Annotated in this window: 15 protein-coding genes and 1 pseudogene; 11 read left to right on the top strand and 5 right to left on the bottom strand. The window is 72.9% G+C overall.

Annotation, left to right across the window (positions count from 1 at the left end; translation table 11 throughout):
• Nucleotides 1-114 precede the first annotated feature (114 nt).
• On the top strand, nucleotides 115-1,041 hold the full coding sequence (gene bla, locus ACIQUR_RS20260) for a class A beta-lactamase (RefSeq protein WP_403666269.1): 927 nt from the start codon (nucleotides 115-117) through the stop codon (nucleotides 1,039-1,041).
• 119 nt (nucleotides 1,042-1,160) lie between these two features.
• On the opposite strand, the gene ACIQUR_RS20255 is transcribed toward bla, so the two are convergent.
• Nucleotides 1,161-1,511 carry a DoxX family protein gene (locus ACIQUR_RS20255; protein ID WP_403665913.1) on the bottom strand — a complete coding sequence of 117 codons (351 nt, stop codon included), beginning with the start codon at nucleotides 1,509-1,511 and terminating at the stop codon, nucleotides 1,161-1,163.
• Nucleotides 1,512-1,607: 96 nt separating this feature from the next.
• Here ACIQUR_RS20255 and ACIQUR_RS20250 point away from each other — a divergent pair, with 96 nt between their 5' ends.
• Entirely contained in the window at nucleotides 1,608-2,042 is a 435-nt protein-coding gene (locus ACIQUR_RS20250; RefSeq protein ID WP_403665911.1) for a winged helix-turn-helix transcriptional regulator, read from the top strand.
• Here the strand turns inward: ACIQUR_RS20250 and ACIQUR_RS20245 are convergent, their stop codons facing one another.
• Nucleotides 2,043-2,573 (bottom strand): hypothetical protein, encoded by a 531-nt coding sequence (locus ACIQUR_RS20245; protein WP_403665909.1) that lies wholly within the window; start codon nucleotides 2,571-2,573, stop codon nucleotides 2,043-2,045. It lies immediately after the preceding gene.
• An 82-nt stretch (nucleotides 2,574-2,655) separates the two neighbouring features.
• Between ACIQUR_RS20245 and ACIQUR_RS20240 the strand changes: the two genes are divergently transcribed.
• The 3 genes from ACIQUR_RS20240 to ACIQUR_RS20230 all read left to right on the top strand — a co-directional run bounded on the left by ACIQUR_RS20240 (nucleotide 2,656) and on the right by ACIQUR_RS20230 (nucleotide 6,366).
• The gene (locus ACIQUR_RS20240) at nucleotides 2,656-3,204 is read left to right on the top strand and encodes a TetR/AcrR family transcriptional regulator (RefSeq protein ID WP_403665907.1); all 549 of its coding nucleotides are present in this window, start codon (nucleotides 2,656-2,658) and stop codon (nucleotides 3,202-3,204) included.
• Complete coding sequence (locus ACIQUR_RS20235) at nucleotides 3,201-4,745, top strand: MFS transporter (protein ID WP_403665905.1); 1,545 nt, start codon at nucleotides 3,201-3,203, stop codon at nucleotides 4,743-4,745. Before ACIQUR_RS20240 ends, ACIQUR_RS20235 begins: the two co-directional genes overlap by 4 nt.
• Before the next feature lie 136 nt (nucleotides 4,746-4,881).
• Entirely contained in the window at nucleotides 4,882-6,366 is a 1,485-nt protein-coding gene (locus ACIQUR_RS20230) for a membrane-associated oxidoreductase (RefSeq protein ID WP_403665903.1), read from the top strand.
• Between the two features lie 84 nt (nucleotides 6,367-6,450).
• Here the strand turns inward: ACIQUR_RS20230 and ACIQUR_RS20225 are convergent, their stop codons facing one another.
• Nucleotides 6,451-7,152, bottom strand: a complete 702-nt coding sequence (locus tag ACIQUR_RS20225; RefSeq protein WP_403665901.1) for a lysophospholipid acyltransferase family protein — start codon at nucleotides 7,150-7,152, stop codon at nucleotides 6,451-6,453.
• Between the two features lie 222 nt (nucleotides 7,153-7,374).
• Between ACIQUR_RS20225 and ACIQUR_RS20220 the strand changes: the two genes are divergently transcribed.
• The 3 genes from ACIQUR_RS20220 to ACIQUR_RS20210 all read left to right on the top strand — a co-directional run bounded on the left by ACIQUR_RS20220 (nucleotide 7,375) and on the right by ACIQUR_RS20210 (nucleotide 9,927).
• A complete protein-coding gene (locus tag ACIQUR_RS20220) occupies nucleotides 7,375-8,529 on the top strand; it encodes a glycerophosphodiester phosphodiesterase (protein ID WP_403665899.1) in 1,155 nt (384 codons plus the stop codon).
• Nucleotides 8,530-8,873: 344 nt separating this feature from the next.
• Nucleotides 8,874-9,380 carry an RNA polymerase sigma factor gene (locus ACIQUR_RS20215; RefSeq protein ID WP_403665897.1) on the top strand — a complete coding sequence of 169 codons (507 nt, stop codon included), beginning with the start codon at nucleotides 8,874-8,876 and terminating at the stop codon, nucleotides 9,378-9,380.
• Nucleotides 9,381-9,417: 37 nt separating this feature from the next.
• Nucleotides 9,418-9,927, top strand: a complete 510-nt coding sequence (locus ACIQUR_RS20210; protein ID WP_403666267.1) for a GNAT family N-acetyltransferase — start codon at nucleotides 9,418-9,420, stop codon at nucleotides 9,925-9,927.
• Nucleotides 9,928-9,966: 39 nt separating this feature from the next.
• On the opposite strand, the gene ACIQUR_RS20205 is transcribed toward ACIQUR_RS20210, so the two are convergent.
• A complete protein-coding gene (locus ACIQUR_RS20205; protein ID WP_399947639.1) occupies nucleotides 9,967-10,380 on the bottom strand; it encodes a hypothetical protein in 414 nt (137 codons plus the stop codon).
• A complete protein-coding gene (locus ACIQUR_RS20200; RefSeq protein WP_403665895.1) occupies nucleotides 10,373-10,741 on the bottom strand; it encodes a hypothetical protein in 369 nt (122 codons plus the stop codon). Before ACIQUR_RS20200 ends, ACIQUR_RS20205 begins: the two co-directional genes overlap by 8 nt.
• 65 nt (nucleotides 10,742-10,806) lie before the next feature.
• Here ACIQUR_RS20200 and ACIQUR_RS20195 point away from each other — a divergent pair.
• The 3 genes and pseudogenes from ACIQUR_RS20195 to ACIQUR_RS20185 form a co-directional block, all read left to right on the top strand.
• Nucleotides 10,807-10,947: pseudogene (locus ACIQUR_RS20195) on the top strand (HAD family hydrolase); the annotation flags it as partial.
• Between the two features lie 395 nt (nucleotides 10,948-11,342).
• Nucleotides 11,343-12,410: a methionine ABC transporter ATP-binding protein gene (locus ACIQUR_RS20190; RefSeq protein ID WP_403665893.1), complete on the top strand. Its 1,068-nt coding sequence runs from the start codon at nucleotides 11,343-11,345 to the stop codon at nucleotides 12,408-12,410.
• The gene (locus ACIQUR_RS20185) at nucleotides 12,407-13,075 is read left to right on the top strand and encodes a methionine ABC transporter permease (protein WP_403665891.1); all 669 of its coding nucleotides are present in this window, start codon (nucleotides 12,407-12,409) and stop codon (nucleotides 13,073-13,075) included. The genes ACIQUR_RS20190 and ACIQUR_RS20185 overlap by 4 nt, the downstream gene beginning before the upstream one ends.
• The last annotated feature ends 7 nt before the right edge of the window (nucleotides 13,076-13,082 follow it).

The raw sequence follows: 13,082 nt of genomic DNA, 5'->3' as shown, positions 1-13,082 counted from the left end.
CGGCGGTCCTCCCCGGCGCCGTGCCGCCCTGTCGGCCTTCGGCGCAGGCCGGGAACCGCGCCGCGGCCGTCGCGCGTGGTCCGCTCCGTCATGATCGGCGAGGACGAGGAGACGATGGTGGACGACCACATGCACCCGGCGCGGCGCGCGTTACTGGCCCTCGGTACCGGAACCCTGCTCGCGGCGGGCCTCGCGGGCCCCGCCCGCGCGGCGGACGCCGGCACCCCGGGCGGTGGCCCGGTCCGCGCGCGGCTGCGCGAGCTGGAACGGGAACACTCCGCCCGCCTGGGCGTGTTCGCCCGCAACCTGGCCACGGGGCGGACCGTGGTGCACCGGGCCGACGAGGCGTTCCCCCTCTGTTCGGTCTTCAAGCCCCTGGCCGCCGCGGCGGTCCTGCGCGACCTCGACCGGGACGGCGATGTCCTGGCCCGCCGCGTCCACTACACCGCGGCCGACGTGGCGGAGGCCGGCTACGGCCCGGTCACCGGACTGCCCGGGAACCTGGCCCGCGGCATGACGGTCGGGGCGCTGTGCGCCGCCGCCGTCGGTGAGAGCGACAACACGGCCGGCAACCTGCTGCTGCGCGAGCTGGGCGGCCCCGCGGCCGTCACCCGCTTCTGCCGCTCCCTGGGCGACCGCACCACCCGCCTCGACCGGTGGGAACCCGAACTGAACTCGGCGGAGCCGTGGCGCGCCACCGACACCACCAGCCCGCGCGCGGTCGCCCGTACGTACGCCCGCCTCCTCGCCGGCGACGCGCTGCCGGACCGGGACCGCGCTCTGCTGACCGGCTGGCTGGTCGCCAACACCACCAACACCGAGCGCTTCAAGGCGGGCCTGCCGGCCGACTGGACCCTCGCGGACAAGACCGGCGGGGGTCACGAGTACGGGGTGGCCAACGACGTGGGCGTGGTGTGGCCGCCGGACGGTCCGCCGGTCGTGATGGCGGTCCTGACGACCAGGCCCGGCTCACCGGCCGGCCCCCGGGACAGCCTGCTGGTCGCCCGCACCGCCCGCCTCCTGGCCGGGACCCTGACCTGACCGGCGGCCGGGGTCCCCTCCCGGACCCCGGCCGCCCGGTGCTCCGGCCGTGGACCGTGGCCTTCGCGGTTGCTGCCCACTCGGCACGGCCAAGGCCGCGTCGGACCGGCCGTGCGCGGTCAGAGGGTGGCGGCACGCAGCACGATCAGGGCGACGGAGGCCAGGGTGAGGACCGCCGCCGGAGACGCGCCCTTGCGGTCGCCGGCGCGCAGGTGGAAGGCGACCGCCCCGGCGAAGTAGAGCGTCAGGCCGATCGCGGCGGCGATTCCGACGGGTCCCCACCAGAGTCCGGCCACCACACCGGCCGCGCCCGCGAGCTGAGCGCCGATCAGCAAGGCCATCATGCTCTGCGGCACTCCGAGGGTGGACATCTGCTCGGTGATGTGCCGCGTCCGCAGGGACTTGGCCCCGGCCGACACCAGGAGGAGCGCCGACATGAACACCGTGACGACGGCAAGGGTGACGAGCATGGCTGAAACCTCAATCGTGCGAGATGCGGGTAAGGGGCGTGCGCACCTCGACGACGATAGGCGGCCGTCAGGTACCTCCAGGTAACCTTCGGGGGCATGAGCCTGCGACCCGGAGTTGCCTTCCTCGCCGACTGTCCCGCTCTCCTGGCCATGGAGATCATCGCGAGCAAGTGGTCCATGGTCACGCTCTTCGCGCTGACCGGCGGCCCGTTGCGCCACGGCGAGCTGGTCGAGCTGAGCGGTGGCATTTCGCGCAAGGTGCTGACCCAGACGTTGCGCCGGCTCCAGGCCAACGGGCTCGTCGAGCGGCACGCGTACGCCGAGGCGCCACCGCGCGTGGAGTACGCCCTGACCGATCTCGGGCGGACCCTGGAGGAGCCCATCAGGATGCTCACCGCGTGGGCGCGGGAGAACGGCGAGGCGGTCGTCACCTTCCGGGAAGCGGCCGAGGCGGCCAGGACCGTCGAGGCGGACCGGGCGACCGCGGTGGAGCCCCCTCGTGTCCGACGGCGGGCCGCTCCGCAGCAGTGATCAAGAACCGCAGCCGGATGGCCGGGCCGCCCACTCCGCGAGGGCCGCGAAGTCCTCGTCCGTGAGGCCGATCCGCTCGTCGACGCGCCGCAGCAGCGCCCGGCCGGGGTGGAGCTGCCCGACGTACTCCCGGTCCAGGTCGGTGATGTCGTCGTCGATCCACGCGAACGGACGCCCGGCCGCGTACTCCACGACGTACCGGGTCTTCCAGAAGGTGCCGCGGGGCGCCCGGCCGTGCAGCTGCGGCCAGCGGATGAACGGCAGCTCGGGCAGCCCCAGCCGCGGCGCTATCCAGTCGTTCGCCTCGCCCATCCACGTGGTCGCCCACACCAGCTCGTACCGGTCGGCCAGGGCGAGCAGGCCGGGGCCGTGGTCCGGGTTCAGCCAGACCCGCAGGGGCTTGCCGTCCGTCCAGCCCGTGGGGCGCATCCGGTGCGTGGTGTACCCCGCGGGGCGGCGCGTCGGCTTCGCCGCGTACGGGTTGAGCGGGCCGTCGACGTCGATCAGCAGCAGGGGCTTGTCGGGGTGCATGGCACAGCCTTTCCCAGGTCTGCGGGGGCCCGCCATTCAATAAAATGAGACATGGATGTCTCACATGGGTTATGGTTGTCTCATGGCCATGGATCGTGACCAGGTGCTCCGCGACGCGGCCGCCCTGCTTGCCCGCAAGTCGACCGCGACGATGGACGAGGTGGCGAAGGCCGCCGGCATCGGCCGCGCCACGCTGCACCGGCACTTCGCCGGGCGCGACGCGCTGGTCAGGGCCCTCGAAGAACTCGGCATCCGGGAGTTCGAGCAGGCCTTCGACCGGGCGCGGCTCGACGAGGGCAGCGCGGTCGACGCGCTGCGCCGCCTGGTCGCCGCATCCGAGCCCAACGCCCAGCTGCTGGCCTTCCTCGTCACCGAGAACCAGCTGTTCGAGGGCGACCAGATCAACGAGGGATGGGCCCGGCTCGACGCCCGCGTCTCCGCGCTCTTCCGGCGCGGCCAGGACGAGGGCGACATCCGGATCGACCTCAGCCCCGCCTGGCTGACCGAGGCCCTCTACGGCCTCGTCGGCGCCTGCGCCTGGTCCGTGATGGTCGGCCGGGTCGCCGCCAAGGACTTCCAACACATGGTCACCGAGCTGCTGCTCGGTGGCGTACGACGGAGTGAGAGATGACCAGTACAGAACAGCTGCGAGCAGTGGAAGGTCCGGAGGTGAGGAGCCGCGGCCGCTGGCTCGCGCTCTCCGTGCTCGTGCTGGCCGTGCTGCTGGTGGCGGTCGACGCCACGGTACTCGGTCTCGCGACGCCCTTCCTGAGCGAGGACCTCAAGCCCTCCGGCGCCCAGCTCCTGTGGATCGGCGACGTCTACTCGTTCGTCATCGCCGGTCTGCTGGTCTCCATGGGCAGCCTCGGCGACCGCATCGGCCGCAAGAAGCTGCTGCTGACCGGAGCCGTCGCGTTCGGCGCGGTCTCCGTGCTCAACGCGTACGCCACCAGCCCCGAGATGATGATCGTCGCGCGGGCCCTGCTCGGCGTGGCGGGCGCCACCCTGATGCCCTCCACCCTGGCCCTGATCCGCAACATCTTCCACGACCCGAGGGAGCGCAGCCTCGCCATCGGCATCTGGGGTGCCGCCGCGTCCGCCGGCGCGGCCGTCGGTCCGGTCGTCGGCGGGTTCCTGCTGGAGCACTTCTGGTGGGGCTCGGTCTTCCTGATCAACCTGCCGGTCATGGCCGTCCTCGTGCTCGTCGGCGCCAAGCTGCTCCCCGAGTCGAAGAACGCCGTCGCCGGGCCCTGGGACCTGCCCAGCGTCGCCCTGTCGCTGGTCGGCATCATCGGTCTGGTCTACGCGGTCAAGGAGGTCGCCGGCCACGGCCTGAACGGCCAGGTCCTCGCCGCCGCGCTGATCGGCGCGGGCGCGCTCTGGGCCTTCGTACGCCGCCAGCTGACCCTCCCGGCGCCGCTGCTCGACATGCGGCTCTTCCGCCACCGCGGGTTCTCCGGCGCCGTACTGGCCGACCTGCTCACCGTGTTCGGACTGTCCGGACTGGTCTTCTTCCTGTCCCAGTTCCTCCAGCTGGTGCAGGGGCGCCAGCCGCTGGAGGCCGGACTGGCCGAACTGCCCGCCGCCATCGGCGCCGTGGCCACCGGTCTGATCGCCGGACGGGTGGCCCGCCGGTACTCGGTGCGGTCCGTGGTCACCGCCGGCCTGGCCGGCATCGGCCTCGCGCTCGGCACCCTGACCCTGATCGACGCCCACAGCGGCTACCCGGTGCTGGGTGCGGCGCTGCTGGTCGTCGGCGTCGGCGCCGGCTTCTCCTTCACGGTCACCGCCGACGTGATCCTGTCCAGCGTGCCCAAGGAGCAGGCCGGTTCGGCCTCCGCCGTCTCGGAGACCGCCTACGAGCTGGGCGCCGCCCTCGGCATCGCCCTGCTCGGCTCGATCGTCACCGGCGTCTACCGCGGCTTCCAGGTCCCGGCCGAGGTGCCGGCCGACGTCGCCCAGGCGGCCCACGACTCGCTCGGCGGCGCCGTCGAGGCGGCCAAGACCCTGCCGGACGCCACGGCCGGGGCGGTCACCGCGGCCGCCCAGGACGCCTTCGTGGAGGGCCTGCGGATGGCCTCCGGCGTCGGCGCCGCGGTGCTGCTGGCCACCGCCGTCGCGGCCTGGTTCCTGCTGCGGGGCCAGAAGCTGGCCGACGGCGTCGAGCACTGACGCGAGGGAGAGGACGGCCTCTCCCGCGGAACGCCGCAGCGGAGGGAACCGGTCCGGCTGGGGCTGACGCCCCGCCAGGCCGGTTCCCTCCGGCCGTGGTTGACAGTGTGATCATGGGCCCGGCACGATCCGGCTGGTGGAGATCACCGACCTGACCCCCGCGGAACGCCGCGTCTGGCAGGCGTTCCCGCTCGACGAGCCCGTGGACTTCCGCGAGGGCACCGACGAGGACCCGGCCGCCGGCGCCTCCTGGGGTCCCGAACGGACCATCAGGGCCGAGGTCCTGCGGTCCCTGCTCCTCACGGCCCCGGCCCAGGAGGGCGCCGCCGCCGGCCTCAACCTCCACGGCGCCCGGATCACCGGCACCCTGCGCCTGAAGTACGCGGTGATCGAACATCCCGTACGCCTGCGCTCGTGCCACTTCGAGGCGGAGCCCGACCTCTACGCGGCCCGGATGCGGGCCCTGGTCCTCACCGACTCCGTCCTCCCCGGCCTGGAGGCCTCCAACCTCGACCTGGAGGTGTACCTCCGGCTCTCCTGCTGCCGCGTCACCGGCCAGCTCAAGCTCTCCGGGGCGCGCATCGGCGGCGGGATCTTCCTCAACGACGCGGTGATCGGCACCCCCGGAGCCTCCCTCAGGGGCGACGAGTCCCAGCCCACCAGCCTGCTGCTCAACCACACGACCGTCGGCACCGACATCCGGGCCAAGCGCCTCACGGTGCACGGCCGGTTCCTGCTCAACGGCACCACCGTGACCGGCCGGGTGCTCCTCGACGGCGGTTCGTTCTCCAACCCCGGCGGCAGCGCCATCCACGCCGAGACCCTGTCCGTCGGCACCGACCTGTCCGCCAAGGACATCCGGGCCGAGGGCCGGGTCGACCTCAAGGGCGCCCGGATACCCGGCCAGCTCGACCTGCACCGCGCCGTCCTGTCCAACCCGGGCGACCAGGCCCTGCGGATCAGCAGCGCCGACGTCGGCGAGCTGTGGCTGCGCGGTGCCGAGCCCATCCGGGGCATCGTCAACCTGCGCCGCTCCCAGTTCGACATGCTCCACGCCCCGCCCAGCACCTGGCCCGAGCGCGTCCGCCTCGACGGCCTGACCTACCGCACGCTGGCACCGCACCATCCTCCCGAGGAGCGGCTGCCGCTCCTCGAGCGCGACGACGCGGGCTACCTGCCGTACGCCTACGAGCAGCTCGCCGCCGCGTACCGCACGGCGGGGGACGAGGCGGCCGCCCGTACCGTCCAGCTCGCCAAGCTCCGCCGCCACCGCCACACGCTGCCCCGGTTCGCCCGCCTGTGGGGCCACCTCCAGGACGCCACCGTCGGGTACGGGTTCCGGCCGATGCGGGCGGCCGGCTGGCTGGCCGCACTGCTGCTCGTCGGCTCGCTGGCCTTCGCCGTCCGCACCCCGCCGCCGCTCAAGCCGGGTGAGGCCCCCGAGTTCAACCCGGCGTTCTACACCCTGGACCTGCTGCTGCCCATCATCGGCTTCGGGCAGGAGGCGGCCTTCGCGCCCCGCGGGTGGCAGCAGTGGCTCTCGTACCTGCTGATCGTCACCGGCTGGACCCTCGCCACCACCATCGCCGCGGGCATCACGCGGTCGCTGAGCCGCCAGTGAACGCGAGGAGGGCCGGACCCCCACGGGGGTCCGGCCCTCCTCGACGGAGTCGGCGGATTCGGCGGTTTCGACGGACGCCGCGGGTCAGGCCGCCTTCGCCTTGGTCGCGTACATGTCCACGTACTCCTGGCCCGAGAGGCGCATGACCTCGGACATCACCGAGTCGGTGACGGCGCGCAGCACGTAGCGGTCCCGGTCCATGCCCTCGTACCGGGAGAACTCCATCGGCTCGCCGAACCGGACGGTGACCTTGCCCGGGCGCGGCAGGCCCGCGCCGCCGGGCTGGAGCTTGTCGGTGCCGATCATCGCGAACGGGACGACCGGCGCGCCGGTCATCAGGGTCAGCCGGGCGATGCCCGTGCGGCCGCGGTACAGACGGCCGTCGGGGGAGCGGGTGCCCTCGGGGTAGATGCCGAAGATCCGGCCCTCCTCCAGGATGCGGCGGCCCGTCATCAGGGCGGCGACACCGCCGTTCGCGCCGTCGCGGTCGACCGGGATCATGCCGACGCCGGTGAAGAACCAGGCCATCAGGCGGCCCTTGAGGCCCTTGCCCGTGACGTACTCGTCCTTGCCGATGAAGCACACCTGCCGCTCGCAGACCAGCGGGAGGATCATCGAGTCGATGAACGTGAGGTGGTTGCCCGCGAGGATGACCGGGCCGGTGCCCGGAATGTTCTCCACGCCCTCCACCTGCGGGCGGAACATCAGGCGCAGGAGCGGTCGAAGAGATCCCCTGATCAGCGCGAAACGGGACAACAGAGCCCTCCGGCGTCGTGAGCGGTTCATGCACGGCACGAAGTCAGTGCAGGTGAGGACCATACTCGCGGCTCCGCGCTGATCGCACATCGGGTTCACAGATCGGATACGCAGTGTTGACGCGTGTTTCCGCCATGTTCCGGCCGGGATCGCCCCGATGTAAGGGGCCGCTGCCTACCATCGCCGCACCGATTCGGGCCTTGGGTCCCGGAGATCCCGGGGCGCAGGGCCCCCACGAGGTGAGGAGCACTCATGACGCAGGGAGGGACGGCGCGCCGCAGCGTGCTGGGCGCGGCGGTGCTCGCCGCCGGGGGGACCGCCGTGGGCCTGGCGCCCGGTACGGCCGCGGCCGCGGAGGCGGCGGCCGGGCACGGGGGCGAGGGCGGCTACCGGCGGCTGCCGGTGCCCACGGTCATCGGTCACCGGGGGGCCAGCGGCTACCGCCCCGAGCACACCCTCGGCTCGTACCAGCTGGCCCTGGACCTGGGCGCGCACGTGATCGAGCAGGACCTGGTCCCCACCAGGGACGGGCACCTGGTGTGCCGGCACGAGAACGAGATCGGCGGCACCACCGACGTCGCGGACCACCCGGAGTTCGCCGGCCGCCACACCACCAAGACCGTCGACGGCGTGGCCGTCACCGGCTGGTTCACCGAGGACTTCACGCTCGCCGAGCTGAAGACGCTGCGGGCCAAGGAGCGCATCCCGGCCGTCCGCCAGCGGAACACCCCGTACGACGGCCGCTGGGCCGTGCCCACCTTCGAGGAGGTGCTGCGCTGGGCCCGCCGCGAGGGCCGCCGCCGGGGCCGTGAGGTCTGGCTGCACGTCGAGACCAAGCACCCCAGCCACTTCCGCGGCCTCGGCCTCGGCCTGGAGGAGCCGCTCGCGCGGCTGCTGCGCCGGTACGGGTGCGACCGCCGCGACTCCGCGGTGTTCCTGCAGTCCTTCGAGCCCTCCAGCATCCAGCGGCTGGGCCGCCTGGTGGACTCGCCGCGCGTGGTGCTGCTGTCCTCGGCCGCATCCCGGCCGTGGGACTTCGAGCAGGCCGGGGACCCGCGCACGGTGGCGGACCTGGTCACGCCCGAGGGGCTGAAGTGGATCGCCGGGTTCGCCCAGGGCATCGGCCCCACCCTCGACCTGGTCATCCCGCGCGACGCCGCCGGCCGGCTGGGCACGCCGACCACGCTGGTGCGGGACGCGCACGCGCGCGGCCTGGTGCTGCACCCCTACACGGCGCGCAACGAGAACCAGTTCCTGCCGGCGGACTTCCGCCGGGGCACCGACCCCGCCGCGTACGGCGACGTCTTCGGCGCGCTGCGCACGTACTTCGCGCAGGGCATCGACGGCATCTTCACCGACCAGCCGGACACCGCCCTGCTGGCCGCGGCGGACTTCACCGGCCGCTAGGCTCTGTCTTTCGGATCAGGCCGGGCTCGCGGGGCCTGGCACGCGCGCTCGCCGCGTTGTCGTCGGTCGCCAACGTCCCCCAGCTACCGCTGGGGGTACCCCCACCGCGTTGACTCCCTCCTCCGCCTTGCGATCGCACGCACCAGGCCCCGCTCCCTGATCCGGCCTGATCCGAAAGACAGGGCCTAGACCGGCCTCCCGCACCGGGCACGGCCGTCCGGCGGAACGTTCCGCCGGGTTCCGCCCCCGGGCCGCGCCCCGTCAACCGCGGGGCGGAACCTCTCGTACGGGTGAGCCATGGCCGGGGGCGAAACCGCCGGCCACGGCCCGTCCGTCCCCCGGGCATGGACCTGGTAACCGAACTCGGCCCCCTGCTCTCCGCGGAGGCGGCCGCCGAGGCCCCCGCCGCCGGGGTCGACCCCGCAGACCTGGAACAGGCGGTCTGGCTGCGCCTGCTGGAGCGCGACACCGCCGCCGGCCGCACCCCCGAGGCGGCCCGCTGGCTGCGCCGGGCCGTCCGGGCCGAGGCGCGCGCGGCCCGCCGCCGGGCCCTGCGCGAGGTGCCGTACGCGGCCCTCGCCCCCGGCGGCGAGAGCTCGCCGGAGCGGGCCGCCCTGGACGGGGAGGAGCAGCGGGTGCTCCGGTCGGCCGTCGCCCGTCTGCCGGGAAGGTGCCCGGAGCTGTTACGGGCGCTTCTGTCGCCCAGGGACCTCACCTACCGCGAAATCGCAGGCGAGTTGGGTATCTCACAAGGAAGTCTTGGGCCCGTTCGTTCCCGTTGCCTGGGATGTCTGCGCAGAATGCTGGCGGCAGAGGTTGCGGCTCCTGAACTCCGGGGAATGGAGCGGTAGACCGATGGGCTACCAGGTGAGCGGGAGGCATGCGCACATGGGCATGAGCGTGACCATCTCTGCGGCGGACGCGGACGATGCCGAGCAGATCTTCAGACTCCAGTACCTGTGCTTCCAGAGCGAGGCGGAGCTCTACGGCAACTACCGCATCCAGCCGCTCGTCCAGTCCCTCGACTCGGTCAGGGCCGAGCTCGCCGCGGACTGCGTGCTGGTGGCCCGGCTCGGCGACGAGGTGGTCGGCATGGTCCGCGGCGCCGCGGCCGAGGAGGGCACCGGCCGGATCGGCAAGCTCTGCGTCCACCCCCGCCTGCGGGGCCACGGCCTGGGCGCGCGACTGCTGAGCGCCGTCGAGGACGCGCTGGCCGGCCGGTCCGGCACGGTGAAGTACCAGCTGTTCACCGGTCACCGCAGCGAGGGCAACCTCCGGCTGTACCGCCGTGCCGGGTACGTACCGGTCGGCGACCGCACCGGCGAGGACGGCGTACGCCTGATCGTCCTGGAGAAGGAGGCCGTGAAGGAGCCCGGGAGCTACGCGGTCAGCGCCTGAGCCCCGGACCCGCCGCTCCGGTGGGCGCGCGCCCCGTGCTCAGCGCCGGGCGCGCAGCCAGAGCATCCCGGTGACCGGCAGGACCACCGGGATGAACAGGTAGCCCATCCCGAAGTCCGACCACACGGTCGCGTCGGGGAAGGCGGCCGGGTCCACCAGCGTCCACGCGCCGACCACCAGGACGCCGGCCAGCTCGGCGGCGCAGCACACGAGCGCCGCCCTGCGGGCCTTCTCGCCGCCCCGGACCAGGGAGTAGGTGATGAAGGCGTAGACGAGCGCGGCCACGGCGGAGAGCGAGTAGGCCAGCGGGGCCCGGTCGAACTCGGTGGAGATCTGGTAGACCGACCGCGACAGCGCGCCCACCACCATCACCCCGTACAGCCAGACCAGCAGCAGCCCGGGGCCGGAGACCAGCCGCCGGCGTCCGTTCGTGACCTCGGCGGTCTCAGGCACCGGTGCCTCCCCAGATGTCGGTGAGCCGTACTTCGAGGACGGCGAGGACCACCGCGCCCGCGGCGACCGTCACCGAGCCCCACTTGGTCCGCTCGGACAGCGACAGGAACCCGGCGGCGGGGACGGCGGCGAAGGCGCCGACCAGGTACGCCACGAAGATCACGCCGCCTTCGTCGGGCCGGGCGCCCTGGAACAGCCGTACCGCGCCGATGACCAGCTGGGCCAGGGCGAGCACGGTCACCACCGCCATGCCGATGAAGTGCCAGTCCTTGGTCGGCTGGTCCTTGTACGCGGCGTGGCCGCACCACACGGCCAGGGCCAGCGCGGCCACGCCGAGGGTGAGGGTGAGGGCGTCGAGCATGCAGCGAGGGTATTACGGGCCGGAAGACCCGGTGCGCCGGGCCCCCGGGCGACGGAACCCCGGTCGAGGACGCCCCGGCGGGGCGGGCGGCCGGCACGCGGACCGTGGCCTTGGCCACAACGGACCCCGCGCCGGAGCTCGTCGCGGACCGGCTGGTGGGGGACCTTCCGGCCGTGTCCGTGCAGGTCACGCCGGGTGGTCTGGAGAGCGGGACGGAGGGCTGGGAGTGCCCGATCCCGTCCGTTATGCGGCCGATTTTTGTCCGCTATCCGGACAACTGTGATCGGTCCGGGGACTTGTCTGCTTTACTGATGCCCATGACCACGACGAGCAGCCGCGCCCTTGCGACCGAGGCGATGATGACGCCCGGTGCTCGTTGTCTGTGTCGAATGTGCGCCTTCTGAGGGCCCCTTTCCTGAGCCTCGCGCCCCGAAGCGAGACCCGGCCGAGCCCGTCCGCACGCTGAACCCAGCACGGACCGGCTCCTGCCCCGCGCACGCGCTGCCCATCGGTTCGTCCCGGTTCAGCCCGTTTCGCGCCCCAGATGTTTGCCCCGTGCCCGGCACGCCCGCGCCGCGCACTCGACAGCGACGGAATTCCTGTGATCACCACATCGGGCCTCACGAAGGTCTACCAGTCCCGTGGCCGCGAGGTCACCGCCCTGGACGGCGTCGACCTGCACGTCCGCGAGGGCGAGGTCTACGGAGTCATCGGCCAGAGCGGCGCCGGCAAGTCCTCCCTGATCCGCTGCGTGAACCTGCTGGAGCGCCCCACCTCCGGCACCGTCACCGTGGACGGGACGGACCTCACCGCCCTCGCCGGCGGCACCCGCCGCGCCGGCAAGGAGCTCCGCGAGGCGCGCAGCCGCATCGGCATGGTCTTCCAGCACTTCAACCTGCTGTCCTCCCGCACGGTCGCCGCCAACATCGAGCTGCCCCTGGAGATCCTGGGCGTCTCCGGCCGCGAGCGCTCCCGCAAGGCGCTGGAACTCCTCGACCTCGTCGGCCTGGCCGACAAGGCCAAGGCCTACCCCGGCCAGCTGTCCGGCGGCCAGAAGCAGCGCGTCGGCATCGCCCGCGCCCTGGCCGGCGACCCCAAGGTGCTCCTCTCCGACGAGGCGACCAGCGCCCTGGACCCCGAGACCACCCGCTCGATCCTCCAGCTCCTGCGCGACCTGAACCGGCAGCTCGGCCTGACCGTCCTGCTGATCACGCACGAGATGGACGTGGTCAAGAGCATCTGCGACTCCGCCGCCCTGATGAAGCGCGGCCGGATCGTCGAGTCCGGCACCGTCTCCGAACTGCTGGCCACCCCCGGCTCGGAGCTCGCCGCGGAGCTGTTCCCGGTCAGCGGCTCCGCCACCGGCGCCGACCGCACCGTCGTGGACGTCACCTTCCACGGCGAGGCCGCCACGCAGCCGGTGATCTCGCAGCTCTCCCGTACGTACAACATCGACATCTCGATCCTCGGCGCGGCGATGGACACCGTCGCCGGCAGGCAGATCGGCCGCATGCGGATCGAGCTGCCCGGCCGCTACGAGGACAACGTCGTGCCCGTCGGCTTCCTGCGCGAGCGGGGCCTGCAGGTGGACATCGTGGACGAGGACGCCGGCGCGGACGCCGACGTCCGGACCGCCGGCCGCGCGCTGGTCGAGGAAGGTGCCAAGTGAGCTGGTCGGAGATGCAGCCCCTGCTGACCCAGGGAACCTACGACACCCTCTACATGGTGCTGTGGTCCACCCTGGTCACCGTCGCGGGCGGCCTGCCGCTGGGCATCCTCCTCGTCCTCACCGACAAGGGCGGACTCCTCCAGAACCGGATCCTCAACAAGATCATCGGCGTGATCGTGAACATCGGCCGCTCGCTGCCGTTCATCATCCTGCTGATCTTCCTGATCCCGGTGACCACCTTCGTCGTCGGCACCTTCATCGGCCCCACCGCGATGATCGTGCCGCTGGCCATCGGCGCCATCCCCTTCTTCGCCCGCCTGGTCGAGACCGCGATCCGCGAGGTCGACCACGGACTGGTCGAGGCCGTCCAGTCCATGGGCGGCGGCGTCCCCACGCTGATCTGGAAGGTGTTCCTCCCGCAGGCCCTGCCCTCCCTGGTCGCCGGCGTCACCACCACCGTGATCACCCTGGTCGGCTACTCCGCCATGGCCGGCGCGGTCGGCGGCGAGGGCCTGGGCTCCAAGGCCATCACGTACGGCTTCCAGCGCTTCGAGACCGGCTTCATGATCGCCACCGTCGTGGTCCTGATCGCCATCGTCACCGTCATCCAGCTCGTCGGCGACGGCGTGGTACGCCTCCTCGCCCGCCGCGGCCGGACCGCCTGACCCACAG

The sequence above is a fragment of the Streptomyces sp. NPDC101132 genome (assembly GCF_044759225.1).
Taxonomy (GTDB): domain Bacteria; phylum Actinomycetota; class Actinomycetes; order Streptomycetales; family Streptomycetaceae; genus Streptomyces.
This window is presented reverse-complemented; position numbering and strand designations above follow the sequence as displayed.